The sequence below is a fragment of the Xanthomonas fragariae genome (assembly GCF_017603965.1).
Taxonomy (GTDB): domain Bacteria; phylum Pseudomonadota; class Gammaproteobacteria; order Xanthomonadales; family Xanthomonadaceae; genus Xanthomonas; species Xanthomonas fragariae_A.
Window position 1 is genome coordinate 1,404,531 of record NZ_CP071955.1, and the last position, 26,558, is coordinate 1,431,088.

Below are 26,558 nucleotides of genomic sequence, written 5' to 3' on the forward strand. Positions count from 1 at the left end.
CAAAGTACGGCGCATGCCAGGCGCTGTACCAAGATGATCTCAGCGGAGATCAGTACCAGCCGCGGGCCTGTGATGGTGATGACCTTAACCGAGTTTGCTAAGGGGCCGATGCAGCGCAGTTTCCAAGGGAGAGGGTGGATACGGTGATGGGAGGGGGCGGTGGTGGCGCCGGCACATGTCCTTGATGGCAATGCCGGCCTCCGCTTCGCGCAGTAAGCGGACGATCTGCTCTTCGGTAAAACGCTTCTTCACGTCCAATCTCCTTGGAGTAGGGAATTGGACTCCAAACTGAGGTGCTACTCAAAATTGGGGGGGCGTCGAGTGGGTGAAAGATCATTTTCACCCTGCGCTGCGTTGGCGCAGCGTCCTGCCGGCACTCATATAGCTTCCGCTAGCTCCTTGCTTTCAGGGGATGCGTCACGTGTCTCAGACGCTGCGACAGCGCTGCCGATACTCTGGGCTATGGACAGAGCCAAGCTGCGTATCCACCTCGAACACTTAGATGCAGCAGTGCGAGCACTACGGGCGTCGAGTCCGGATCGCCGCCACTTCTTGCGGGCGTTCGCGGATATGGTTCGGGTCATCGAGGCGAAGGCACTTAGAGCGGCTAACAAAACCCAGGAAGAAGCCGTAAGCAGATGATGGAGCATGCAAGCGAGAGCAACGCCAAGTGGAGATCGATGCGGCGTTCAAAGCGGATGCGCAGTTTGCCCATGCCTGCGAACCAGGCATGCGTGCGCTCGACGACCCAGCGATGACGGCCCAACCGGTCGTTGCGCTCGATTCCCTTGCGTGCGATCCGCGCAATGATGCCGCGCTGCTTGAGGAAGGCGCGACAGCGGTCGATGTCGTAAGCCTTGTCGGCGTGCAATTTGTCTGGCCAACGTCGCGGGCGCCCTGGTTTGCCACCAATTGGCGGCAAGGCGTCGATCAACTCCTCGAACACGACCGAGTCGTGCCGATTGGCGCCGGTGACGCACACTGCCAAGGGCACGCCGTTGCGGTCCACGATCAGATGCCGTTTGCTGCCGAGTTTGCCGCGATCGGTCGGGTTTGGCCCGGTGTAGGCGCCCCCCGGGGGGAGGCCACACTGGCGGCGTCCAGACTGGCTCGGCTCAGATCCAGCCTCTGGGCGCGACGCAGCTCGGTCAGCAACACCTGATGCAGACGATGCCACACACCGGCGGCTTGCCAATCACGCAACCGGCGCCAGCAGGTCATGCCGCTGCCATAGCCCAGTTCCACAGGCAGGTCTTCCCATGGCATGCCCGTGCGCAAGACATAGACGATGCCGTTGAGGGCTTGCTGATCACTGATGCGCGGCCGTCCACCTTTGGGCGAACGCTTCACTTGGGGAATCAGCGGCTCGATGCGCTTCCACAGCGCAATGGGGATCTCTTTGCGACGTGTCATGTCCGCAATTTTGCCACCGGCGAGACAAGATTCAAGGGGTTTTGTTAGACGCTCTTAGTTCGAACAATGCCAAGTTGGTTGAGCGTCGGGTTGACGAGATCCTGGCCTGGCATGGCCTCAAAGGCACGGACGAACAAAGCTGAGGTAGCGTCGATTACCGCCAGCATCCCGCTCGAGCAGTGAAACCGCCGGTGCAACTATGTCCATAAAGGCTACCGCTCAGCGAAACCTGAGCAGCTCTACTTAGAAGGAGCCATGCCTCACGGAACGCTATTGGTCGATCAAAATATTTTCAAACCCATACTACCTAAACGAAGCAGTACGCAACTGCTTCGCGTCCGGCGCTCCGCATTGCAGTGCCAGCTTAGGATGCACGTAATGATGAAGAGCAAGGTCGAGTTGATCTACTGCATCATGGTGGTGGCCACAGCCGTCATGGCGGGCATCGTCAAATGCACGGTGGCGGCTACCTGCCCTAACTGTAGTGAACCGCCCCGGGATTTCGGGAGGCTGTTTGGTTTGAGTCACGCCGCTTTGGCGTAACCGGCCTGTTGTCGATAGTAAGCCTCTTCGGCTTCCGCTGGCGGAATGTTCCCGATCGACCCCAGCAAGCGTTTGTGGTTGTACCAGTCCACCCAATCCAGCGTGGCCAGTTCCACATCCTGGCGGTTGCGCCACGCGCGCCGGTGGATCACCTCGGCCTTGTACAACCCGTTGATCGTCTCGGCCAACGCGTTGTCATAGCTATCGCCCACGCTGCCCACCGACGGCTCGATCCCGGCGTCGGCCAGCCGCTCGGTGTAGCGGATCGACACATACTGCACGCCGCGGTCGGAGTGGTGGATCAGGCCGCCTTCGGTTGGACGACGCGCATGCAGCGCCTGCTCCAGCGCGTCCAGCACGAAGTCCGTGTGCGCCGTCTGCGACACCTTCCAGCCCACGATCCGCCGTGCGTACACGTCGATCACGAAGGCCACGTACACGAACCCGGCCCAGGTCGAGACATACGTGAAGTCGCTGACCCACAGTCGGTTCGGCGACGGCGCATGGAACTGTCGGTTCACCTTGTCCAGCGGGCACGGCCGCTTGTCGCTGATCGTGGTCTTGACCACCTTCCCGCGTACCACGCCGCGCAGGCCAAGTGCGCCCATCAGTCGCTCCACCGTGCAGCGGGCCACCGCATAGCCCTCGCGCTTGAGCTGCCGCCAGACCTTGCGCACGCCGTACACCTGTCGGTTCTGCTCCCATACCCGCCGGATCTGCGGGCGCAGCGCCTGGTCCTTCCACCAGCGGTTCGGGCGCAAGTTCGCGTCCGCTTCCCGCTGCGCGTGGCGGTAATACGTCGACGGGGCAACCTGCAGCACCTTGCAGATTGGCTCGACCCCGTGAACATCGCAATGTTCGGTCACGAACGTGGTCAGGGCTTGAAGCGGCGGTCGAGCTCCGCCTGGGCAAAATACGCGCTGGCCTTGCGCAGGATCTCGTTGGCTTGCCTCAGCTCGCGCACTTCGCGTTCCAGCGCTTTCATCCGCGTCCGCTCGTCCGTCGTCAGCCCCTGACGCTTGCCGGCATCACGCTCGGCCTGACGCACCCAGTTGCACAGCGTCTGCGACGAACAGCCAATCTTCCCGGCAATCGATTCGATCGCCGCCCACTGCGAGCCGTACTCGCCCTGATGCTCCCGCACCAGCCGAACCGCGCGCTCTCGCACTTCCGGTGAATATTTCGTCTTGCTCATCGCCCCATCTTCTCAAGAGTTGGAGCCTCCCGAAATCCCGGGGCGGTTCATGGTTCAACTGGCGACCTGTCGCCTGTAGAGTTCGAGCGGCGCTACGCGCAACGAGGGTCTTGAGTGTCTACGGAACCCTGGGCGTATCAGCGCGGCGCGGCCGGGCTCTCCCAGGCGTCCTTGATCTGCAGGATCTGCGGTAATGCTTGGCGGAAATGCTGCACTAGGCGTGGTTCCAGCTGCTTGCCGGACATGCTGTCGAGCTTGCGCATGGCGTCTTCCACCGTCCACGCTGACTTCGATGCGCGCCGCCCGCACAGTGCATCGAACACATCGGCCACCGCGACGATGCGCGCTGACTCGGGGATGGCGTCGCCGACCAATCCCTTCGGATAGCCGCTGCCGTCCCAGCATTCGTGGTGATGCAGTGCGATTTCCGCGGCAAGTTGGAAGACCGGTCCGCGTCCGTGGCGCAGCAGGTCGTGGCCGACCTGGGGGTGCTGGCGCACCACAGAGCGTTCGTGTTCGTCCAGCGAATCGGGCTTTTGCAAAATGCTGCCGGGCACTGCAATTTTGCCGGCGTCGTGCAAGGGTGCGGCGTCTTGCAGGGTTTGAGCCTGCTGCGGCGACCAACCTACCGCCTCGGCCAGGATGCGTGCATACACGGCCATGCGCCAGATATGCGCGCCGGTGTCGGCGTCTTGACCTTGGCCGGCGGTACCGAGCAGATGGATCGCGTCGCGGTATTGCTGCGCCAGGCGCGCGTTTTCGGCCAGCTTCAACTGGGTGGCGATACGCGCCTTGAGCAGCGCAGGCGAATAGGGCTTGTTCACATAATCGGCCGCGCCCGCTTCCAGCCCGGCGCGTTCGTCGTGCTCGCTGTTGCGCGAGGTCACGAACAAGATCGGGATGGCATTGCTGGACGGCTGCTGTTTGAGCGTGCGCGCCACCGCGTAGCCGTCCATGTCCGGCAATTCGACATCCAGCAGGATCAGTGCCGGCGTGTGGCGCGTCACTGCGTCCAGCGCTTCACCACCGGATTTGGCGAACACCAGCGCGAAATCGTCGCGCAGCAGCTGGCGCAGGGTCGCCAGATTGCTGGATTCGTCGTCGACACAGAGCAGGGGACGGGGGGGCATGGGTCGATCCTTGCCAATCGGCTCGGGGAGCGCGGTCAGCGGGGGTGAGTGGCTTGCCAGTCTCGTAGCGAGGCTTCGGCGCGACGGAAGTCGAAATCTTCGATTGCGCGTTGCAGTGCTTCCTGCAAGTTGCGCGATAAACGGGGCGCGCAGATCAGCAGCGCTTGGTCGATCTTGTCGGCATCGTCGCTGGCGAGGGCCGCTTCGAGAATCTGCAGGCTGTCGGCGTCCAGCGCGATGCCATCGTCATCGGTTGCCTGGTCACTGTCGCTGCTGTGCACAAACGCGTGGATTGCCTCGGCGGTGCGCTGCATGGTGTCCTTCAGCGCAATCAACGAGCTGGTGATGTCCTGGCCTTCGTCGATACGTGTTTCCAGATCGCCGGCCGCACCAGCCAGCGCCGGTAGCGCCAGCGTGCCGGCGCCACCACGCAGCTTATGCGCCATGGCGCCGATGGCCGATAGTTCGTTATTGCGTAGATGCTCGGCCGCCACCTCGGCCGGGTCCGGATTGTCGCGCAGCAACTTGAGCAGATAACGCGCGTAAGGCTCGCGTTCGCGCCACAGGCTGCGCGCACGTGTGGCATCCAGAAGTTCCGGATCGCTGTGCTCCCACTCCGGGCCGGCGTATCCCTCGGTCTCGTGGGGGAGCGACGGAATACGCCGCATGCCGGGCTGCAAAAAGTGGCGAATGACGCTCACCAGTTCCTCGACGTTGAATGGCTTGGCGATAAAACCATTCATGCCGGCTTCCAGCGCTTTTTCTTGCTGCGGCCGGAACGCACCGGCGGTCAACGCGATCACCGGAAGGCTGGCCAGGGCAGGGATCTGCCGCAGACGGCGCGTGGCCTCGTAACCATCCACCACCGGCATTTGTACGTCCATCAACACCAAATGGAACAGGTCCGGCGCGCGTTTTAGCGTGCTGACCGCCTGTTCGCCATCGTGCGCGACGGTGACCATGGCACCTTCGCCTTCGAGAATGCGCTGTGCTACTTCGCAGTTGATCTCGCTGTCGTCGACCAACAGCAGATGCGCGCCTTCCAGGCGACGCGCGACAAAGGTGGGCGTGGCCAGTCGCGCGCCGTGGCGCTCGTCGACCAGTTGTTCGACCAGGCGATGCAACGCGGCGCTGGTCACCGGCTTGGTCATCACCGCATCCAGATCCTGTTGCTCGGGATGCTGTTCCAGCAGGCGGCGCTCGTAGGCAGTGACCATCACGATCACCGGATGCGGCCCCGGTACGGCACGTGCGCGGATCTGGCGCGCAATCGCCACGCCGTCGATGTCCGGCATGCGCCAGTCGAGCAGGAAGATGTCGTAGGGCTGGCTGGCCTGTTCGATCGCCTGCAACGCGGCCTGGCCGCTGGCCACTGCATCCACGCGCCAGCCGAGTTCGGTGGCGATCCTCACCAAGTTGTGGAGCGCGGCATCGTGGTCGTCGGCAATCAGCACACGTGGCATCGCTTCGGGCGGCAGCGCGGGCAGGTCGCGTTGTGCCTGCGGCGGCGCGGATTTTTCCAGCGTCACTACAAAATAGAACTCGCTGCCGCGGCCGGGCACGCTTTCCACTTCCAGCTCGCCGCCCATCAATTCGATCAGGCGCCGGCTGATGGTCAAGCCCAATCCGCTGCCGCCGTAGCGCCGGCTGGTGGAGGTATCGGCCTGAAGAAACGGCGAGAAGATCAAGCTCTGCTTTTCCTTGGAGATGCCGATGCCGGTGTCGCGCACCGAGAACAGCAGCTTGAGTTTGTTGGTATCGCCACTGGGGAAACGCCGCACCGACACCACCACTTCGCCTTGCTCGGTGAATTTGATCGCGTTGCCGACCAGGTTGACCAGCACCTGATTGATGCGCAGCGCATCGCCAAGCAGCCAGCGGCTATCGCGCGGCAACGGTTCGACGATCATCTCCACCGGCTTGGCGCTGAGCGAGGAACGCATCAGGTCGGCGATGTTGTCGAACAGTTGATTGAGATCGAACGGTGCACGTTCCAGATCGATGCGGCCAGCTTCGATCTTGGAGAAGTCCAGGATGTCGTTGATGATTTCCAGCAGCGTGCGCGCGGAGCGATCGATCTTGGTGACCATATCCTGGGCGGCGCCGGGCAGTTCGCTACGCTGAAGTAGATACAACATGCCCAGGATGGCGTTCATCGGCGTGCGGATCTCGTGGCTCATATTGGCCAGGAAATCGGACTTGGACTGGTTGGCGCTCTTTGCCGCATCCATCGCCAGACGCAGCTGTTTTTCGTGCAGCTTCTGCTCGGTGAGATCCACTGCCATGCCCAGGTAGCCGATTACCTGGTCGTGATCGTCGCGCAAGGTGCTCAAGGTCAGCAGTACCGGCAGGCGGCGACCGTCCTGGCTGACATACGTCCACTCGCTGGTGTCGCTGCGGCCCAGGCTGGTCAGCGCGGCGACCGCTTCCAACGTATGTGCCACCGGCGTGCCGGTCTGGTCGGAGAGCATATGCGCGCGCTTTTGCAATTCTTCCGGTTCGACAAACTGGCTGGCCTTGCGCCGGCCAATGACGTCTTGGGCGTTGTAGCCCAGCAGTTTTTCTGCAGCGGGATTGAACAGTGTGACAAAGCCGCTGGAGTCGGTGGCGATGATGGCGTAACCGGCATGCGCCAGAATCGCGCGCTGCAGCACCGAAAACTTCACCAGCTCGCTGGTGCGTTCGGCCACCTGGTGTTCGAGTGAGGCGTTGAGATCGATGATGCGCTGATGCGAGTGCAGGCGCTCGGAGATGTCGCGGAAGAAATGCGAGTGCCCGCTAAGCGTGCCTTCGCGTTCGATGATCGGCGCTTTGCTGGCCAGCACGTAGACCTGGTGGCCATTGCGATGACGCATGCTCTGCGCGGCAGCCACAGCCGCCGGACGCGCATCGTCGGCGTTGTCGATCTCCGGCACTGCATACGGTTGCGGCCAGAGCAGCGTCGTCAGGTCCTGGCCGATCGCTTCCTCGGACGTGTAACCGAACATTGCCTCGGCAGCCGGGTTCCAATGTGTGATGCGCCCGTCCGGGGTTTCGGCAACGATCGCCTCGCTGGAATGGCTGACCAGTGCGGCCAGTTCCATCTGCTTGCGCAGCACTTCTTCGCGGCGCAGTCCGTTACTGAAATACAGCACCAGCAAAGCGGCAAACAGCACCGATAAGGCCATCACCAATCCGCCGATCAGCCAGGGCGAAGTTTGATTGAGCGAGGCGACGAAGCTGGCGGTGGGGTGGGCGGTGATGACCCAGGTACGGCCGTAGATCCGCAACAACCGCACCACCGGAGGACGCCGTGCACTGTCGCTTGCCGGGATGCCGCTACGATAGAAATTGTGGGTCGGCTCGTTGCGGTCGGACAGATCCAGCGCCACATCATTGCGATCGCCCAGCGCGCTGTGCACCATCTGCTCGACGCTGAAAGGCGCATATACCCAGCCGGTGGTGGCGACCATGTGCTGTTGCGGCGTCTGCAGCGGCATACCTTCGCGGTAGACCGCCAGCAACACCAGAAAGCCGGTCTCGCTGGGAACGCGGTAGCTAGACAGCGAGATCGGCGAGGTCATGATCGGCTCGCCGCTACGTGAGGCCTGCAAGGCCGCAGCACGACGTCGGGGTTCGGAGGCGATATCCAGACCGAGCGGGTGGTTGCCCGAAGATTCCGGCTCGAAATACAACACAATGTAGCGCTCGCCATCCCACGGCGCCAACGCACGCCGATGGATGTCCGGCGCGCCGTCGGCACGCGCGGCCTTCAGAAACTCGGCTTCGTCGGCGGGTGCGACACGATGGATATAGCCGTAACCCAGCACCCCGGGAAACTCGCGCGGATAATCCCGCGAGCGACTGTACAAGGTGAAGCGCTCTCGACTGATGACCCCACTGCCGGCACCGATCACTGCACCGCGTGCGCCGCGCAAGCCGTGCTCGAACGTATACATGCGCTCGCTGATATTACGCGCCAGAGTGAGCACGACATGTTGAAAACGTTGCTCGCGCTCGAGCTCGTTATGCCGCTGCAGCGAAACCCCGGTGACGATGGCGGCAATCAAGCCTGCGGTCAGGATCAGCAGTGCGCCAACAAACGCCCGGCGCCCATACTTCCTGCGCAGATCCCAGCTGCCATTCGGCATGTTCGATCCTTTGCCTTGCCTGTTGCGTGCCCAGTGCCTTGGCCGACAGCAATGTCGGCCTCGTGGTACCGCTCGACGATGATCTGGATGTGCGCAGCTTCCCCTATGCCTGCACACTAACCCGGTATGCGATCAACGTCTTCAGTGAATCAGAACGAGAGCCAGATCGACAGTGCGTGAAGAACAAGGCCAATCAATCCACCGACCAACGTTCCATTGAAGCGAATGTATTGCAGATCGCGTCCGACACCCAATTCCAATTGTTCGACGAGGTGACGTTCGTCCCAACTTTTCATCGTCGATGCAATGTGTTTGGTCACCGATGCACGCAATCGTGCAGTGAGTTTGTCTGCGGCCTGCAACATATGCTGGTTAAGTGCTTCACGTAGCGACGGATCCTGCGACAAGGCCTGACCGAGCGATTGCATGGAGCGCTCCATGTGCGCGGCCATCGACGATTGTTCGCGCGCCAGGTCATTGCGCAGTGCGTCGCGAATCTCGCCCCACAGTCCTTGCACATACTCCTGCAGTGCCGGATGTTCGATCGCGCGTTGCTTGAGCTCTTCCACGCGCACGGCCATTTCCGGTTCGTCGCGCAGGCGCGCGATGTAGCGCTGCAACCACGCTTCATAGTCGAGCCTGATCGGATGCTCGGGCGTTTTAAGGATGTCCTGCAGCTCTTCGATCGCAGCGCGCGCCATGCGATCGGCCAGGCTGTCGCCGATCTCTTCGATCGGCTTGACCCAGTTCACCGTGCCGACCAACTTGGGCCACTCGCGCCGCGCGTAACGTACGATCAGCGCAGAGGCGCGCGTCTTGACCTGTTCCTGGTCCAGCCATTCGCCCAGGCGCAGCAACACTTCGTCCAGCAGTTTCTGATGGCGCCCGTCAGTGGTGAGTAACGCCATGACATCGCCGATGGTGGCGGCAGCATTCCATTTGCGCAGACGGTCGACCACGAAGCCCTGAATGGCGCGCCGCACCGCAGCTTCGTCCAGCAGCTCCAGTGCCTGCAACATCCAGCTGCGTGCCATCTGTGCGAGCATGCGCGCCTGCTCGGGCTTTGCCAGCCATTCGCCCAAGCGGCTGGCTGGATCGAAGATGCGCAGCTTTTCCATCAGTGAAGCCGGCGCCAGGAACTGGTCACGCACGAACACGGCCAGGCCATCGGCAAGACGGTCCTTGCCACGTGGCAGGATCGCGGTATGCGGAATCGGCAAGCCCATCGGCCGGCGGAACAGCGCCACGACCGCAAACCAGTCGGCCAGTGCGCCGACCGTGGCCGCCTCGCAGAAGGCCGACACCCATGCCCACACGCCTTGTTCACCCATCAGGTGACTGACGACAAAGCCGGAGAACATGGCCAGCAGCAGAGCGACCGCCAACCGCTTCATGCGCTGCAGCTGGGCGCGACGGGGATCGATGGGACTGGGAGTGCTAACGCTTGGTTCCATGCGCTAAGTGTACCTAGTCGCGTGCGGGCGGTATGTCCACGGCAGCGCGTTGCGCTGCGGGCAATACCCAACGCAAGCATGCTGTTGCCTCGCAGGAGCGCCTGTGGCGCGATGGGACGACCGAGTAGGTCAGGTGCGCTCCTACGAGCAGCTGCGTTGCTTGCGCCAGGCAGGCGATCGGTCGTGCCTAGCTGCGCAAACGCTCCAACTGCGATTGCAGTGCGGCGACGTTGGATTGCAGTGCAGCGTTTTCATCTTCCAGCTCGGTGATGCGGCGCTGCAGGGCTTTCACGTCACCGCGTTCGGCTTGGCCACCGTCGGCCTAGTCCGGCTTGTCAGCGCCTCGTGCTCGTCGGGCGTCAGCGGGTCCATGCAGGCTTTGAGTTCTTCATTTGACAACGATGTTCATGCGGAAACTGCGGGGCGGGCATTGTAGTGAGCCACTCTTAAATCCTGTCCGCTTCGGCGCGCATGCCGTTTGCGATGCGGTGTCGTCGGAGCCAAGCGGCGGTTCGGCTAGACTGGCGCCGGAACGTTCCATTGCGTTGCGCGAGGATGATGTTGGTATGGCAGACCCGTTCGATCAGGCAGTTCTCGACTATTGGCACAGCGTCGAATTCTTCAACGTCTACGATCTCGACGAACAATTGGAGGAAGCCCGCAAAAGAGGGCCTGTGCATCTGCTTGGACCGGAACAAATGGTTGACGGCACGTGGCAATCGGCGAGCGATGCGCCACGGCTGCTGTATCTGCTGCCTTTCCGCGCGACGGAAGCAACCCGGATTGTCGCAGCACAGCTTTCGGGGCCGGCATCGTCGTCCATTGCCCATGCACGCGATAGTGAACTGTCTGCGGATGGCTTCACATGCTTTGCGAAACTCAAGCTCAGTGCCGATGGGCGTCCGGACGTTGACAGAATCAGCTTTTCTGCATTGCCATGGGCCATGGGCCAGTTGCAGGCAGGGTCGCTGGATCGTCTGTCGATGGCTCAGTTCGAGGCCGACGCTGGCGCGCTTTCGTTCGAGCTGAAGCAGGCGCTCTGTGCCGACACGGCGGTATTCGATGCGGCTGCGCTGTCGGCGTTGGTGGAGCGGCTGGTGCAGTGGGCGGGCTACCGGCCGCCCGCCGACAGAGCATGGGCGTGGATGGAGGTGTTGCAGAAGCCGGCCCCGCCGGCCTCGTCCGCATCTCAGGCCGACTCCGCCGCTAACGACGAAGAGGCCTCGGGCGAAGACGAAGGCAAGGATCTGCCGATACTCAACAGTTTCTTCGTCCACGACCTCAATCAAGCCATGCAGGCGCTCAGGCAACCGGCGCCGCCGCGTGCATTGCAGGCCTATCTGGCCGATACCGATGTGCAAAAGCTGGATCTGGACAGTCCACAGGGGCAGTCGCACGTTCTGGAAACGCTGCGGCCGGGCAATGCCATCGGCGGCCGTTGGCCATCGCTGCCTGGCCAATGCCAGTCGCTGATGCAGCAGTTCGCCTTGAACAAAATGAAGGCGCTCGAACCCGGCCAGATTCTGGCGGTCAACGGGCCGCCGGGAACCGGCAAGACTACGTTGCTGCGCGATCTGGTCGCGCATTTGGTGGTGGAGCGCGCCGGTGTGCTGGCAGGGCTGAGCAATGCCCGGCAGGGATTGTCGACCGAGACGTTGGAGATGGATGTGTTGGGTAAGCGCGCGTACAAACTGGCGCCCGCGTTGACCGGCTATGAAATCGTGGTCGCCTCCACCAACAACGGCGCGGTCGAGAATCTATCGTTGGAGCTGCCGCAATGCAGCGGCATCGATCCGGCGTTGCGCGATTCCTTGCGCTATTTTCAGCCGGTTGCCACCAAATATGCCGGCAGTCATGCCAGCAAGTGCTGGAAGGTTCCGCAGCCGCCGGTGTGGGGCCTGATTTCCGCTGCGCTGGGCAAAAAAGCCAACTGCACGCGCTTCGAGGATATTTTCAATTACCGCTCGGTCAAGCCTGAGGAACGCCCGGAAAAGTATCTAGCAAAAGCCAAGGTAGACCATGCTGCCTGGGAGAAAGCCGATGCCCAGACCTATTGGCGCTACCGCGAAACGCTCAGTGCGCCAACGAGCTTCAAGACTGCGCAAGAGACATTCATCGAGGCGCGGGCTGCATATGAAAAAGAACATGCAGCGCTCGTGCGACTGGAAGCGGCACTGCGTCAGGTGCATGCCGACTGGGAGCGCGTGCGCGTCTTGTGCGACGGTCTGCCACGGTTCGATTCACTGCACTTGACCGAACTCGCAGCAGCGGCAGGCGGTCTGGCGCAACGCGCGCAGGAAGACGCAGACAGTCTTGAGCGCCGCATGCCGCCGAAATGGTTGCGCTGGTTGTTGCAGGTCTTCAACGCCAAGCGCTACCGGCAGTGGTGCGCGTATTGCGATCTTGCGGTGGCGCTGCGCCGGCTTGCGCAGGACACCGAAGTAGTGGCGCAGCAATGCGCAGCTGCCGATGTGGCGATCTGGGATGGCAATGCCCTGGACAGTCATGCCAATCAGGCCAACGCGTTCTGGCAAGGGCCGCGCCTGAATCGGTCGCGCAATGCACTGTTCGCTGCTGCCATGGCCTTGCATGAAGCGTTCTTCCTGGAGGCGCAGCCGAACATCGCCTCCGCGATTTCCAATTTTCCGTCACACCCGGCCGCATCCGGCAACGATGCAAAGGCGCTGTGGCAATGGTTGTTCATGCTGACACCGGTGGTGTCGACCACGTTTGCCTCGGTGCGTCGCCAGTTCGCCGGCATCGGCAGCGAAGACCTGGGCTGGCTGATCGTCGATGAGGCAGGCCAGGCGCCACCGCAGGCTGCGGTGGGCGCCATCATGCGGTCGCAGCGTGTGGTGGTGGTGGGCGATCCGCTGCAAATTCCGCCAGTGGTGACCCACGGCACGCGTTTGTTGCAGGTGCTTGGCGATCATTGGCTCAAGCAGCGGCATGCGCGGTATGCGATGGACAAACATTCGGTGCAGACCTTGGCCGATCGAGGCTATGCCTTTGGCGTACGCCATCCCAACAGTCCGGAGAGTTTCATCGGCGTGCCGTTGGTGATGCATCGTCGCTGCGACGCGCCGATGTTCGGGATCGCCAATCAGATCGCCTATGCCAATCGGATGAAGCATGCCAAGAACGGCGGTGCCGCCGTCCATCCGACGTTGGGGCCGAGCAGTTGGTGGCATGTCGATGCAATGAGCGAGGACGGCAGCAAATTCGTGCCTGCGCAGGCGCAACGATTGTTCGCTGCGCTGGTGGATCTGTACATCAGTCAGGCGACCACGCGCGATCGGCGCATACCGGATGTCTTCGTGATTACACCATTTCGGGAGGTCAAGCGAGGCTTGTGCGCGCTGCTCTGCGAGCGGGCCAACTGGGTCCAGGCGCTTGCCGGCAGATCGCTGCCGGTGCCGACGAAGGCAAATCTGGAGCAGCTGGCCTCTAACATCGGCACTGTGCACACGTTCCAGGGCAAGGAGCGCGACATCGTGTTCTTCGTGCTCGGCTGCGATTCAAGCCATTCCGGTGCGATCGATTGGGTCAGCAACGAGCCCAATATCCTCAATGTCGCAGTCACCCGGGCCAAGCAACATTTGTATGTGATCGGCGATCGCAAGCTTTGGGGCAATAAACGCTATTTCGATACCGCACTGGCCCTGTTGAAGGACTTCCATGCTGGGTGTGCCGCTTGATTGCGGCATGCTGCACAGCAGGATCTGTTCGTAATCAAGTCGCTGCAATCGGAGCAGATTCAAACGGTGCTGCGCAGGATGGTGCTCAGCGTCTGGACCATCTGCCCGATCTGTTCGGGGGTGACGATCAGCGGGGGCGACAGCGCGATGACATCGCCAGTGATGCGCACCAGCAGGCCGCCGTCGTGGAAGCAGCGCTCGAACACCTCGTAGCCGCGTGCACCGGGTGCGCCGTCGCGTGGGGCCAGTTCGATCGCACCGATCAGGCCGATGTTGCGGATGTCGATGACGTGCGGCAGGCCGCGCAGGCTGTGCAGCGCATCTTCCCACTGCGGGCCGAGCGAGATCGCGCGCGCGAACAGATCCTCTTCGGCATAGGTGTCCAGCGCGGCGATCGCCGCAGCGCAGGCCAGCGGGTGACCGGAATAGGTGTAGCCGTGGAATAGCTCGATTGCGTTCTGCGGCCCGTGCATGAAGGCATCGTGGATCGCATCGGCCACCAGCACCGCGCCCATCGGCACGGTGCCGCTGGTCAGCCCCTTGGCGGCGGTGATCAGGTCCGGCGTGACGCCGAAACGCTGCGCGGCGAAGGCCTCGCCAACCCGGCCGAAACCGGTGATCACCTCATCGAACACCAGTACGATGCCGTGGCGGTCGCAGATGGCGCGTAGCCGCTGCAAATAACCCTCCGGCGGCAGGATCACCCCGGCCGAGCCAGACACCGGTTCGACGAACACCGCCGCGATGGTGGACGCATCGTGCAGGGTGATCAGCCGTTCCAGATCCTCGGCCAGTTCCGCGCCATGGGTGGGCAGGCCGCGTGAGTAGGCATTGCGTTCGATATCCAGGGTGTGGCGCAGATGGTCGGTGCCGGCCAGCAACGGGCCGAACCACTTGCGGTTGTTGGGCAGCCCGCCGATCGACATGCCGCCAAATCCTACTCCGTGATAGGCCTTCTCACGGCCGATGAAGCGGGTGCGTTGCACCTCGCCGCGCAAACGGTGATAGGCGAGCACGATCTTCATCGCGCTATCCACCGCCTCCGAGCCGGAGTTGGTGAAGAACACATGGCCCAGATCGGGTGGTGCGATCGCGGCCAGCCGCTGCGCCAGCACGAACGGCAACGGTGAGCCCATCTGGAAGGTCGGGGCGAAATCCAGCGTGCCGGCCTGCGCGCGGATCGCCGCCACGATGCGTTCGCGGGCATGCCCGGCGTTGCAGCACCATAGCCCGGCGGTGCCATCCAGAATCTGGCGGCCGTCGACATCGCGGTAGTACATGCCGGCGGCCGAGGCCAGCAGGCGAGGGCGCGCCTTGAACTGGCGGTTGGCGGTAAATGGCATCCAGAACGCATCCAATTGCGCAGGTGTCTGCAGCGCGTGCGCGTCATCGTTGGGAAGGTGGTCGTGCATTGCAGACTCCATCGCTTGGGATGGCCCGACTGTACGGCAGCCGTCGTGTCGGCTGTCACCCCGGTGGACGCCGATTGCAGATGCCGGTTTCGAGACGTGTCTGGCGGGGTATGCGAGAACCCGTCAATGCGTCGCAGCGTCGGCCGCTAACCTCAAGGAACGTTTGTGTAACGTGGGCTGTGGCGGTGCGTGCAACGCTGCGAAGCGGTGCCGAGCATTGCAAAGATGCGGGGATCGCCGATGATGCGCCAGACCGCTGCCGGTCGGGTCTTGTAGTCGCCGCTGCCGACGCGCAACACCTCGTTCGATCGCAGCCGTCAATCGTATCTGGAGCGGCTGACAGCCCGTTGCCAGCGCCCGTGGGGCGATCGCGCAGCCGGGGTGTCAGTTGCGATTATCGAAGTTTATTTTAGAGCGGCCAACAAAACTGCTGCGCCGCCAGGCGGGCGCGGCCGGTGCTCGGAATCGGCGTGTACCACGCGTACACTGCGATTCCTCCGCGCCGTCCGCACTTACCTGACGACTGCTCGCTACGTTTTGTTAGTCGCTCTTAAGTTTTTTGGGGAATCGCGAATGACGCAAGGGTCCACTGTGGCGACAGCCAACGGCACAGACGCCGGTCTGCTGTCCAAGGAGCGCATCATCGCGCGGCCGGGGTTCAATCGGTGGTTGATTCCGCCGGCAGCGCTGGCGATCCACCTGTGTATCGGCATGGCCTATGGCTTCAGCGTGTTCTGGCTGCCGTTGTCCAAGGCGCTGGGCATCACCAAGGCGATTGCCTGCCCGGTCGATATGGGTTTGTTCGCGCGCATGGTCGCTACCACTTGCGACTGGAAGATCAGCGAGTTGCAGTGGATGTACACGCTGTTCTTCGTGCTGCTTGGCTGCTCGGCGGCGATCTGGGGCGGTTGGTTGGAACGTGCCGGCCCGCGCAAGGCCGGTGTGGTTTCGGCGATGTGCTGGTGCGGCGGTCTGGTGATTTCGGCGGCAGGCATCCACTTCCATCAGATCTGGATGCTGTGGCTGGGCTCGGGCGTGATCGGCGGCATTGGCCTGGGCCTGGGCTACATCTCGCCGGTGTCCACGTTGATCAAGTGGTTCCCCGACCGTCGCGGCATGGCGACCGGCATGGCGATCATGGGCTTCGGTGGCGGCGCGATGATCGGTAGCCCTTTGGCCGATGCGCTGATGCGCCACTTCGCTACGCCGAGCTCGGTGGGCGTGATGGAAACCTTTCTGGTCATGGCGGCGCTGTATTTGGTTTTCATGATGGCCGGCGCGTTCGGTTATCGCGTGCCGCCAAGTGGTTGGACGCCGGCTGGCTGGACCGCGCCGGTGGCCAGTGGCAACGCAATGATCACCGCCAACCATGTGCATGCGAGCAAGGTCTGGGGCATTCCGCAGTTCTGGTTGCTGTGGGGCGTGCTGTGCTTGAACGTCTCGGCCGGTATCGGCGTGATCGGCATGTCCTCACCGATGTTGCAGGAAGTGTTCGGTGGCCGTTTGATCGGTGTGGATGTGGGCTTCGGTAGCCTGGATCCGACCCAGCTGGCCAGCATCGCGGCGATTGCGGCCGGCTTCACCGGCCTGCTCAGCCTGTTCAACATCGGTGGCCGCTTCTTGTGGGCCAGCATCTCCGACAAGCTCGGTCGCAAGAACACCTACACGCTGTTTTTTATGCTCGGCATCTGCCTGTACGCAGCGGCGCCGTCGACTGGTGGCGTGGGCGGCATTGCGCTGTTCGCGTGCATCTTCTGCATCATCCTGTCGATGTACGGCGGCGGCTTCGCCACCATTCCGGCGTATCTGGCCGACCTGTTCGGCACCCAGATGGTCGGCGCCATCCACGGCCGCCTGCTGACCGCCTGGGCCACCGCCGGCATGCTCGGCCCGGTGGTGGTGGGCTACATGCGCGAGTACCAGCTTGCTCAAGGTAGCTCGCCGTCACAGGTCTACAACACCACCATGTACATCCTCGCCGGCATGTTGGTGCTCGGTCTGATCTGCAATCTGTTGGTGCGCCCGGTGGCTGCGCGCCACTTCATGACGCCCGATGAACTGGCACGCGAAAAGCAGCTGGCGCACGAGAAAGTCGACCGCAGCGGGCATGGCGTGTTGCCACCGGAACAACTGGCACGCATCGGGCACGGCGGCAATCCCGCATTGGTCGCGTTCGCTTGGTTGGCGGTGGGCATCCCCATGTTGTTCGGTATCTGGGTGACGCTGCAGAAATCCTTCGTGCTGTTCCATTGAGATGACCAGTCCGTCTTCCTGCTCCATGCGTCCCGGTAGTGTGGTGCGCACGGTTCGCCGCCATCGCGCAGGCCGTAGCACCACGGTGCAAGACATGGTGGCGGTCGAAATGCCGGTCGCCTTCCTCTACAACGGTGTACCGTTCGCGGTAATGATGGCCACCCCGGAGGACCTGGAGGATTTTGCGCTGGGGTTCTCGTTGAGCGAGGGTATCGTCGATCACCCGCAGGACGTGCGTGTGATCGCGGTGGAGACGTTTCTGGAAGGTGCTTGGTTGCGGATCGAGATTCCACCCGAGCGTGCCGCCGCGTTGGACCAGCGGCGGCGCAATCTGGACGGACGCAGCGGCTGCGGGGTGTGCGGTAACGAATCGATCGAAGCGGTGCTGCGTGTGCCGCCGGTGGTGCGGTCGTCGCTGCAGATCGATGCGGATGCCTTGGCGCGTGCGCTGGATGCCTTGCACGCGCAGCAGCCGATTGCTGCGCAGACCGGCGCGGTGCATGCCGCCGGCTGGGCCGATGCGCGTGGTGTGGTGCAATTGGTGCGCGAAGACGTCGGTCGGCATAACGCGCTGGATAAATTGATTGGTGCATTGGCACGCGAACGTGTCGATGCATCGCAAGGGTTTGCGGTGGTGACCAGCCGCGCCAGTTACGAAATGGCCATGAAAGCCGCGCAGGCCAGGATTCCGCTGCTTGCAGCGATTTCGGCACCGACCGCGCTGGCGATCAGCCTGGCCGACAGTGCGGGACTGACCCTGATCGGGTTTGCCCGCGATCGCGATTGTGTTGTTTACAGCCATCCGCAACGCCTGGATCTGGGTGTTGCCGTGGGAGAGCCCGCATGAGCAAGAAAACCATCGAGCAGTACGACAATCCTGCGGGCGGCTGGGGCGCATTGCGCTCGGTGGCAAAGCACCTGATGGAACAGGACATCGCCGTGCAGGGCGCCAAGACGCTGCTGCACGCCAACCAGCCGGACGGCTTCGATTGCCCCGGTTGCGCATGGCCGGATCGCGATCACACCTCCACCTTCGAATTCTGCGAGAACGGCGCCAAGGCCGTGGCGGCCGAATCCACCGCGCGCCGCGCCGGGCTGGAACTGTTCGCCTCGCACAGCGTCAGCCTGTTGTCGCAATACAGCGATTACTGGCTGGAGGGGCAGGGTCGCCTGACTCACCCGATGCGTTACGACGCAGCCACCGACCATTACGTGCCGGTGAGTTGGGATGACGCATTTGCGCAGATTGCCGGGCATCTCAACGCACTGGCGTCGCCGGACGAGGCGATCTTCTACACGTCCGGACGCACCAGCAACGAAGCGGCGTTTCTGTATCAATTGTTCGTGCGCGCTTTTGGCACCAACAACTTTCCCGACTGTTCCAACATGTGCCACGAGCCGTCCGGCATCGCGCTGCGTTCGCAGATCGGCGTCGGCAAGGGCACCGTGTCGCTGCACGATTTCGAACTGGCCGATGCGATTTTCATCTTCGGTCAGAACCCGGGCACCAATCACCCGCGCATGCTCGGCGAGTTGCGTCAGGCTTCCAGGCGCGGTGCGGCGATTGCCGCGTTCAATCCGCTGCGCGAGCGCGGCCTGGAGAAGTTCGCCGATCCGCAGGACACGCTGGAGATGTTGCATAACGGCTCCACGCGCATCGCTTCGGATTATTTTCAGCTCAAGATCGGCGGCGATCTGGCAGCGGTCAAGGGCATCATCAAGCACGTGCTGGAGCGCGAAGTGCAGGCGCAGCGCGACGGTACGCCGCGGCTGCTGGATCTGGAATTCATCGACGCGCACACCGCCAATTTCAAGGCGTTTGCCGCCGATGTTCAGGCCGAAGCCTGGGACACCATCGTCGAGGAATCCGGTCTGGACGAAGCGGTATTGCGCAAGGCCGGCGAACTCTATCTCAACGCCGAGCGTGTGATCGCCTGTTGGGGCATGGGCATTACCCAGCACAAGCATTCGGTGGCCACCATCCACATGATCACCAACTTGCTACTGCTGCGCGGCCATCTGGGCCGGCCGGGCGCGGGCGTGTGTCCGGTGCGCGGTCATAGCAACGTGCAGGGCGACCGCACGATGATGATCTGCGAAAAACCGCCGGCTGCGTTTCTGGACAAGCTGCAGGCGGTGTTCGGTTTTGCACCGCCACGCATCGATGGCTTGGATACCGTCGGAGCGATACAAGCGATGCTGGACGGGCGCGGCAAGGTGTTCTTCGCGATGGGCGGCAACTTCGCCGCGGCAACGCCGGATACCGATGCCACCCACCGCGCGCTGCGCAATTGCGAACTCACCGTGCATGTCACCACCAAGCTCAATCGCAGCCATCTGGTGCACGGGCGCGATGCGTTGATCCTGCCGTGCCTTGGGCGCACCGAAATCGACATCCAGGACGCCGGCTCGCAAGCGGTGACGGTCGAAGATTCGATGAGCATGGTGCACCTGTCGGCCGGCATCAATCCGCCGGCCTCGCCGTACCTGTTGTCCGAACCGGCGATCGTGGCACGCTTGGCCGAGGCGACGTTGGGCGCACGCAGTGCGATCCGCTGGCGTTGGCTGGTGGGCGATTACGACCGGGTGCGCGATCTGATCGCGCAGGTGTTCCCTGACTTTGCCGACTTCAACGAGCGCGTGCGCACGCGGGGGGGCTTTCGTCTCTCCAACACCGCCAGCGATCGTCAATGGGTGACGCCGGAGCAACGCGCGGTGTTCAAACCGCATGCGGTGCCGACCGACAACCCGATTCACCGCGCGCGTCGCAGCCGCGCCGATCAAATGGTGTTCACGCTGGCCACCACGCGTTCGCACGATCAGTACAACACCACCATCTACGGCCTGGACGACCGCTACCGCGGCGTGTTCGGCGAGCGCCGCGTGCTGTTCATCAATGGCGCCGACATCGCGGCATTGAACATGAAGGCAGGCGATTGGGTGGACCTGCAAAGCCTGTGCGAGGACGGCGTGCACCGCAAGGCGCGGCGCTTCCTGCTTGTGGACTACAACATCCCGCGTGGCTGTCTGGCGGCGTATTACCCGGAAACCAACGCGCTGGTGCCGTTGTCCAGCTTCGCCGACCAAGCGCGCACGCCGACCTCCAAGTCGATTCCGGTGATCGTGCTGCCGCATCGCGCCGAAACCGCCGACGCGGCGCCGCGCGACATCGGAGCGGTGCTTGTCCGCTGACCCGCAACTCACCGCGCAGCTGCTACGCGCGCTGGCCGACGCGCCCGCTGGCGTGTCGCTGGCGCGGTTGTGCAAGCAATTGGGCGTGCGCATGAGCCTGTTGCTGCGCACGTTGGCCTGGCTGGGCGATGCAAACCTGGATGGCCAACCTGGCCTGGGCTGGATCAGGGTGGAAGATCGCAGCGATCGGCAATTTGCGCTGCTGACGCTTGCCGGCGTGGCGGCGCATGTGCAGCGTATGGCGAGATCGGAGCAGTCGCGCGGCTGAGTGACGCGTGCCGGCTGCGTGGTGCGCGCAAACCGCTGCGGCGATCTGCCAAAATCAGCAGCCTTGTTCCTGGATGCCGACCAACGATGACTGCTGCCGCGCCGCTCGTTACCCCCATAAATTCGCCTGCGCGCGTGCTGTTCGCCAGTCTGATCGGCACCACCATCGAGTTCTTCGATTTCTATATCTACGCCACTGCCGCGGTGTTGGTATTCCCCACGTTGTTCTTTCCCGCCGGCGCTGGCAGTGCAGCGATGCTGCAGTCGTTGGCGACGTTTGCGGTGGCCTTTATCGCGCGGCCGGTCGGCTCGGCGGTATTCGGTCACTTCGGCGATCGTGTCGGACGCAAGGCCACGCTGGTAGCGGCGCTGCTGACAATGGGCGTGTCCACGGTGGCGATCGGGCTGCTACCCAGCTACGCACAGATCGGCGTGTTTGCCCCTGCGTTGTTGGCGTTGTGCCGCTTTGGCCAGGGTCTGGGGTTGGGCGGCGAATGGGGCGGTGCGGTGTTGCTGGCCACCGAAAACGCGCCGCCCGGCAAACGGGTCTGGTACGGCATGTTTCCGCAATTGGGCGCGCCGTTGGGCTTTTTGCTGTCTACCGGCACCTTTCTGGGCATGGGCGCGGTGCTTGACGATACTCAGTTCATGCAGTGGGGCTGGCGGGTGCCGTTTCTGGCCAGCGCATTGCTGGTGCTGACCGGTCTGTGGGTGCGCCTGAGCATCACCGAAACACCGGATTTCCAAAAAGCCCTGGACCGCAAGACGCGCGTGCGGCTGCCATTGGGTACGGTGATTGCGCAACACTGGCCGGCATTGATCATCGGCACCTTGGGTGCATTCGCCACCTTCGTGCTGTTCTATCTGATGACGGTGTTCGCGCTGGGTTATGGCACCAAGACCCTGGGCTACGACAAGGAACAATTTCTGCTGCTGCAGATGGCCGGTATCGTCTTTTTCGCAATCGGCATCCCGCTCTCGGCCAGGTTCGGCGACCGCCACGGCGCGCCGCTGGCGATGATGCTGGCCAGTATTGCGATCATTGCGTTCGGGCTGGCGTTCGCGCCGTTGTTTCAGGCCGATCACCCGTTGCAGGTGCTGATCTTTCTGGCGTTGGGTTTCTTCTTCATGGGTCTGACCTACGGCCCCTGCGGCACGCTGCTGGCCGAGCTCTATCCCACCGAGGTGCGTTACACCGGTGCCTCGCTGTCGTTCAATCTGGCCAGCATTTTGGGGGCGGCTCCGGCGCCGTATGTCGCCACGCAATTGGCGGCAAACTACGGCGTGCAGGCGGTCGGTCGATATCTGGGCGCTGCGGCGGTGCTGAGTCTGTTGGCGCTGATCGCGGCGCGTGCGCTGCAACGGCGATGATATTCCGCAATGAGGTGCTTTTGCGAAAGCTCCGCTTGAGCGTGCGCCCCAGCCAACTGCCGTGCTGATGAGTGCGCAGGAAAAGCGAAGTGAAACAGCGCGTCGTCGATCAGTTCGTCGGTCGTCTTGATCCCGGTGTCGAGGTCGTCCTGCCAGATCAGCGATGCCATCGACATATCTTGCCCACTGCGATGGGCAAACGATAGGCCGCATATGCGCGTAGCGCCTTGATCCGGATCAAGGCATCGATCTGGAGCGAGCCATCTGTAAGGCCCTGTAAGGCTCTGTAAGGCTCTTGTAAGGCTCGGCGGGCCTGCCATCAGTGCGGCTGGCTCAGCTTGCCACACGTATCTGGTTGCGACCGCCGGCCTTGGCCAGATACAGGTGCTTGTCGGCCTCGTTCAACAGGTGATGCAGCGACTGGTCGCCTTCGCTGGCGATGTATACTCCAATGCTTACCGTCATGCTTAGTATTTCGTCGCCGACGCGCACGCGCAAGGCGCTGATGCGCTCGCGCAAGGTTTCGAAATAGTCGCTGACGTTGGCCACATCCAGACCCGGTACCAGCAGGCAGAACTCTTCGCCGCCGAACCGCGCCACCAGATCCTGCGGCCGCGCATGCCCGTATACCGAGGCGGCGACCGCACGCAGCGCCTGGTCGCCTGCTTCGTGGCCCCAGGTGTCGTTGATGTGCTTGAAGTGATCGATATCCACCATGGCCGCGGTGACCGTCTGGTCCTGCGACAGCAATGCGGGGATCACCCGCTGGCTTTGCTCCAGAAAGTAACGCCGATTCGGCAGGCCGGTGAGGAAATCGCGGGTGGCCAGATCCTGCAGCGTGCCGATCAACTCCAACTGGTCCACGTTTTGCGAGACGCGGCAGAAAAATTCTTCGCGCGAGAAGGGCTTGCGCAGGAAGTCGTTGGCGCCGTTCTTCAAAAAGCGCGGGATCAGCGACGAGTCGCTGCTGCCGGAAATCCCGATCACCGCAACCTTGTCGCGTGAGCGAATCGCACGCAGCCGGCGGGTGAATTCCAGGCCTTCCATGCCAGGCATTTCCTGATCGACGAGGGTCAGGCGGATGTCGGGGTCGCCTTCGATCGCCTGCAATCCGGCGGCACCATCGGCGGCGAGCACTACGCGGTAGCCATACATCGACAACAACGCCGCGGCATAGTTACGTGCAGACAGCGAGTCGTCCACCACCAGTGCAGCGATACTGCGATTGCGTTCCAGACGCTGTACCAGCCAGGCCAGATATTCGAAGCTGCCCGGCGCGTTCTTGAGCACGTAGTCGATGATTTGTTGATGCAACACGCGCTGGCGCAGATTTTCGTCGTAGACGCCGCTGACCACCACGGTGGGCAGTTTGCGCGCCAGGAAAAATTCGATCACCTTATCGCGGTCGCCGTCGATCAGGACCAGGCCAGTCAGGACCAGGAACCAGCCATCTTCTTCGTCCAGCACGCGCGCCGCTTCGGCCAGGGTCGAAACGACCGTGACCGGCAATGTCACGCGTTGCTCGATGGCTTCGCGCAGCATGCTGGTGAACGTGCGCGAGTTCTCCACCAGTAATATGCGTTGCGGCAGGACTGCGCTTTCACTGTCGCGATGTAGAGGACCTGGGGGCATCGGCTGGCCGTCTGGATCGATCTGTCAGGAGACCTAACGGCTCTGCTCGCCAAAGCTTGAGCACTTCATGCCAACCTGCGCAGAGCACGCATCGCTCACCACAGCGCATCACGCAGCCGATACCAGCTCATCGCGGCCACCAACAGCGGCATGCGCAGCCGCCGCCCGCCTGGGAACGGCCGGTGCGGGATGCGCTCGAATACGTCCAGCCTCCGGCTCTGGCCGCTGATGGCCTCGGCGATGACATGGCCGGCCAGCCCGGTGGCGGCGACGCCGTGGCCGGAAAATCCTTGTGCGAAATAGAGATTGGACGCCAGCCGGCCCCAATGCGGAGCCCGGTTGCGCGAGATATCGACATAACCGCCCCATAGCGTTTCCAGCGGCACCTCGTGCAATTGCGGGAATACGCTGTGCATGCGCCGGGCCATCAACCGGTCCAGGCCGAGCGGCGGACGCGATGAGTAGCTGGCGCGGCCACCGAACAGCAGCCGGTGGTCGGCGCTGAGCCGGTAATAATCCAGCGCCCAATTGGTGTCGGCGACCGCCATGTCGTTGGCGATCAACGCGCGTGCGCAGGACTCGCCCAACGGCGGCGTGGCGCCGACATAGGTGCCGACCGGCATGATGCGCTGCTCCAGCGGCGCGGCGATGCCCTGCAACAAGGCGTTGCCGGCGATCACCCCGAAGTCGGCCGCGACACTGCCCTGGGCGGTGTGCATCACCACCCGCGTGCCGTCCTGCAGCCGGGTTACCGCCGAGTCTTCATGGATGCGCACGCCGGCCGCCAGTGCTGCACGTGCCAGGCCCAGTGCATAGGCCAGCGGATGCAGGTGGCCGCTGGCCGGGTCGAACATCGCGCCCAGATACAGCGGGCTGTTCAGTACTTGCCGGGTGCGCGTGCGGTCCCACCATTCCAGAGGGTAGTCGTAGCGCTCGGCCATGCGCACGATGCCGTGCTGCAAGGCCTGCACCTGGCGCTGTTTCAACGGCACGTGCGCGTGCCCGTCGCGCCAATCGCAGGCGATGGCGTGGCGCTCGATGCGCGCACGCAGCAGGCGCATGCCGTCGCGCGAGAAGTCGAACAGCAGGCGTGCGTCGTCATTGCCCACCAGTGCTTCCAGCGTTTGCTGCTCGCAGCCGTAGCCGACGATGGCCTGGCCGCCGTTGCGCCCGGAAGCGCCCCAGCCGACGCGTCTTGCTTCCAGCACGATGACCTTGTAGCCGGCCTCGGCCAGGGCGAGCGCGGCGGTCAGTCCGGTGTAACCGGCACCGAGGATGCAGACGTCGGCTTGCTCGACGCCTTGCAGACGCGGCTGCTTCGGCAAGGCGGGCGTGCTGCGCGCGTACCAGCTGTCGGGATAATCGTTGGCCGGCGCTTCGGTCTGCGGCATGGGCGTGGCTGGGGTGCCCATCACACGGTCCGCAGGTACCGCGCGTAATCCAGATCCGGTACCAGCGCCTGGTAGTCGAGCAACTCGCGCTGTTTCTGCTGGCCAAACACATGCTGGAACTGCGCGCCGAACTGCGCGCCGATGAAGTCGCTGCCGAGCAACGCATCGACTGCGCCTTGCCAGGTGCGCTGCTGGAACACCGATTGCGCGTAGGCATTACCGGTAACTGGCGCAGTGGGCTCGTTGGGGTGTTGCAGGCCGTCCAGCATGGCGGCAAGCACGGCGGCAGCGGCAAGATACGGGTTGGCATCGGCGCCGGCAATGCGGTGTTCGATGCGGGTATTGCGCGCATCGCCATGCGGGATACGCAGCGCCACGGTGCGATTGTTGAAGCCCCAGCTCGCATCCAGCGGCACGAAGGCGTTGCTGACGAAGCGGCGATAGCTGTTGGCGTGCGGGGCAAACAACAACAGCGACGCTTCCGCATGCCGCTGTAGGCCGGCGATGGCGTGGCGCAAGCTGTCTGCCGGCGTATCGGCAGTGCTGGCAAGCACGTTGTGCCCGTCGACATCGAGCAGGCTCACATGCAGATGCAGCCCGCTGCCGGCCTGACCGGGGAATGGCTTGGCCATGAAGCTGGCAAGCTTGCCCTGCTGTTGCGCAATCGCCTTGATGGTGCGCTTGAGCAGGATTGCCTCGTCGCAGGCCGCCAGCGCATCGGCGCGATGTTGCAGATTGATCTCGAACTGGCCGGGCGCGTATTCGGCCACGGCGGTATCGGCCGGGATGCCTTGCTGGCGGCATGCAGCGGTGACCGTCTCGGTAAAGCCGCGTTGGTCGTCCAGATCCTGCAGCGAATACACCTGGGTGCTCTGGCTGCGCTCGCCGGTGACCGGGTCGCGCGGCGTCTGCGGTCGCCCCTGTGCATCGGGCACCGCATCGAACAGATAGAACTCCAGTTCCACCGCCATCACCGGGGTCAGGCCGAGTACGGCAAAGCCGTGCAGCACGCGTTGCAGCACCGCGCGTGGCGCGACCTCCAACAGGCTGCCATCCGGGTTGTGCATCGCCAGCAACAGCTGCGCCATCGGTTGCGGCGCCCAAGGCACCGGGCGCAGCGACCCCTCGATCGGCCGACAGATGCGGTCGGCATCGCCGATGGCATATCCCAGCCCGGTCTCTTCCACGGTATTGCCGGTGATGTCGGTGGCGATCAGCGACATCGGCAGGCACACGCCATCGTGGTAGACCTTGCTCAGCGCCTCTCCAGTGATGCGCTTGCCGCGCAGCACGCCGTTGGTGTCGGGCAATAACAGATCGACCGATTCGCAGCCGGCGATGCGCGCCAGCGTGGCGGCATCGGCAGCGGGCAGGGACGCGACAGAGTTCTCGGAAGCCATGGGCAGCACCTGCAAAGTCGCCGCGCAGATTAGCAAAGTGCGCGTGAGCAATCGCACTTGGCAACGCGTGCGTCTGC

General features: G+C 63.3%; 16 protein-coding genes, 1 other RNA gene, 2 pseudogenes and 1 other annotated feature. Of the genes and pseudogenes, 8 read left to right on the plus strand and 11 right to left on the minus strand.

Annotated elements, in window-relative coordinates; all coding sequences use genetic code 11:
- Positions 1-162: 162 nt before the first annotated feature.
- Both J5I97_RS20515 and J5I97_RS06640 read right to left on the minus strand, forming a co-directional pair.
- Positions 163-252 (minus strand): annotated as a pseudogene (locus tag J5I97_RS20515) (transposase); the annotation flags it as partial.
- 355 nt (positions 253-607) lie between these two features.
- Positions 608-1,413 (minus strand): IS5 family transposase gene (locus tag J5I97_RS06640; protein ID WP_208586475.1). Its coding sequence is split into 2 segments (ribosomal slippage): positions 608-1,083 and positions 1,083-1,413, totalling 807 coding nucleotides; the frame shifts between segments, so codons are not numbered across the junction.
- A gap of 378 nt (positions 1,414-1,791) precedes the next feature.
- Between J5I97_RS06640 and J5I97_RS06645 the strand changes: the two genes are divergently transcribed.
- Positions 1,792-1,956, plus strand: a complete 165-nt coding sequence (locus J5I97_RS06645; RefSeq protein ID WP_208590327.1) for a hypothetical protein — start codon at positions 1,792-1,794, stop codon at positions 1,954-1,956.
- On the opposite strand, the gene J5I97_RS06650 is transcribed toward J5I97_RS06645, so the two are convergent.
- The 5 genes and pseudogenes from J5I97_RS06650 to J5I97_RS06670 form a co-directional block, all read right to left on the minus strand.
- A protein-coding gene (locus J5I97_RS06650) for an IS3 family transposase (RefSeq protein ID WP_208586298.1) occupies positions 1,938-3,151 on the minus strand; the annotation gives its coding sequence in 2 pieces (ribosomal slippage) (positions 1,938-2,869 and positions 2,869-3,151; 1,215 coding nt in all). The two genes, J5I97_RS06645 and J5I97_RS06650, sit on opposite strands and share 19 nt — an antisense overlap.
- Positions 2,760-2,876 (minus strand) — a sequence feature (AL1L pseudoknot). It overlaps the preceding gene by 117 nt.
- A 137-nt stretch (positions 3,152-3,288) precedes the next feature.
- Entirely contained in the window at positions 3,289-4,281 is a 993-nt protein-coding gene (locus J5I97_RS06655) for an HD-GYP domain-containing protein (RefSeq protein WP_208590335.1), read from the minus strand.
- A 35-nt stretch (positions 4,282-4,316) separates the two neighbouring features.
- Positions 4,317-8,411 carry a CHASE domain-containing hybrid sensor histidine kinase/response regulator gene (locus tag J5I97_RS06660; RefSeq protein ID WP_208590343.1) on the minus strand — a complete coding sequence of 1,365 codons (4,095 nt, stop codon included), beginning with the start codon at positions 8,409-8,411 and terminating at the stop codon, positions 4,317-4,319.
- A gap of 149 nt (positions 8,412-8,560) precedes the next feature.
- A complete protein-coding gene (locus J5I97_RS06665) occupies positions 8,561-9,865 on the minus strand; it encodes a DUF445 domain-containing protein (protein ID WP_208590345.1) in 1,305 nt (434 codons plus the stop codon).
- 187 nt (positions 9,866-10,052) lie between these two features.
- Positions 10,053-10,187, minus strand: a pseudogene (locus J5I97_RS06670) (plasmid replication/partition related protein); the annotation flags it as partial.
- A gap of 244 nt (positions 10,188-10,431) precedes the next feature.
- On the opposite strand from J5I97_RS06670, the gene J5I97_RS06675 reads away from it, so the two are divergent.
- Entirely contained in the window at positions 10,432-13,563 is a 3,132-nt protein-coding gene (locus tag J5I97_RS06675) for an AAA domain-containing protein (protein WP_208590347.1), read from the plus strand.
- A gap of 59 nt (positions 13,564-13,622) precedes the next feature.
- Here the strand turns inward: J5I97_RS06675 and J5I97_RS06680 are convergent, their stop codons facing one another.
- Entirely contained in the window at positions 13,623-14,987 is a 1,365-nt protein-coding gene (locus tag J5I97_RS06680) for an aspartate aminotransferase family protein (RefSeq protein ID WP_208590354.1), read from the minus strand.
- Between the two features lie 458 nt (positions 14,988-15,445).
- On the opposite strand from J5I97_RS06680, the gene J5I97_RS06685 reads away from it, so the two are divergent.
- The 6 genes from J5I97_RS06685 to J5I97_RS06710 all read left to right on the plus strand — a co-directional run bounded on the left by J5I97_RS06685 (position 15,446) and on the right by J5I97_RS06710 (position 22,058).
- Positions 15,446-15,521, plus strand: a non-coding RNA gene (locus tag J5I97_RS06685) — sX9 sRNA.
- Positions 15,522-15,548: 27 nt separating this feature from the next.
- Positions 15,549-17,228, plus strand: a complete 1,680-nt coding sequence (locus J5I97_RS06690; protein WP_208590356.1) for an OFA family MFS transporter — start codon at positions 15,549-15,551, stop codon at positions 17,226-17,228.
- A 1-nt stretch (position 17,229) separates the two neighbouring features.
- Positions 17,230-18,075, plus strand: coding sequence for a formate dehydrogenase accessory sulfurtransferase FdhD (gene fdhD, locus J5I97_RS06695; RefSeq protein ID WP_208590358.1), 846 nt, complete (start codon positions 17,230-17,232; stop codon positions 18,073-18,075).
- The gene (locus J5I97_RS06700; RefSeq protein WP_208590364.1) at positions 18,072-20,420 is read left to right on the plus strand and encodes an FdhF/YdeP family oxidoreductase; all 2,349 of its coding nucleotides are present in this window, start codon (positions 18,072-18,074) and stop codon (positions 20,418-20,420) included. Before fdhD ends, J5I97_RS06700 begins: the two co-directional genes overlap by 4 nt.
- The gene (locus J5I97_RS06705; RefSeq protein WP_208590365.1) at positions 20,410-20,688 is read left to right on the plus strand and encodes a hypothetical protein; all 279 of its coding nucleotides are present in this window, start codon (positions 20,410-20,412) and stop codon (positions 20,686-20,688) included. The genes J5I97_RS06700 and J5I97_RS06705 overlap by 11 nt, the downstream gene beginning before the upstream one ends.
- A gap of 86 nt (positions 20,689-20,774) precedes the next feature.
- Positions 20,775-22,058, plus strand: a complete 1,284-nt coding sequence (locus tag J5I97_RS06710) for an MFS transporter (protein ID WP_208590367.1) — start codon at positions 20,775-20,777, stop codon at positions 22,056-22,058.
- Between the two features lie 333 nt (positions 22,059-22,391).
- Here the strand turns inward: J5I97_RS06710 and J5I97_RS06715 are convergent, their stop codons facing one another.
- From J5I97_RS06715 to J5I97_RS06725, 3 genes are all read right to left on the minus strand, one after another.
- The gene (locus tag J5I97_RS06715; RefSeq protein WP_208590376.1) at positions 22,392-23,690 is read right to left on the minus strand and encodes a diguanylate cyclase; all 1,299 of its coding nucleotides are present in this window, start codon (positions 23,688-23,690) and stop codon (positions 22,392-22,394) included.
- A 95-nt stretch (positions 23,691-23,785) separates the two neighbouring features.
- Complete coding sequence (locus J5I97_RS06720) at positions 23,786-25,102, minus strand: NAD(P)/FAD-dependent oxidoreductase (protein ID WP_208590379.1); 1,317 nt, start codon at positions 25,100-25,102, stop codon at positions 23,786-23,788.
- Positions 25,102-26,481, minus strand: coding sequence for a glutamine synthetase family protein (locus J5I97_RS06725; protein ID WP_208590381.1), 1,380 nt, complete (start codon positions 26,479-26,481; stop codon positions 25,102-25,104). Before J5I97_RS06725 ends, J5I97_RS06720 begins: the two co-directional genes overlap by 1 nt.
- Positions 26,482-26,558: the final 77 nt, after the last annotated feature.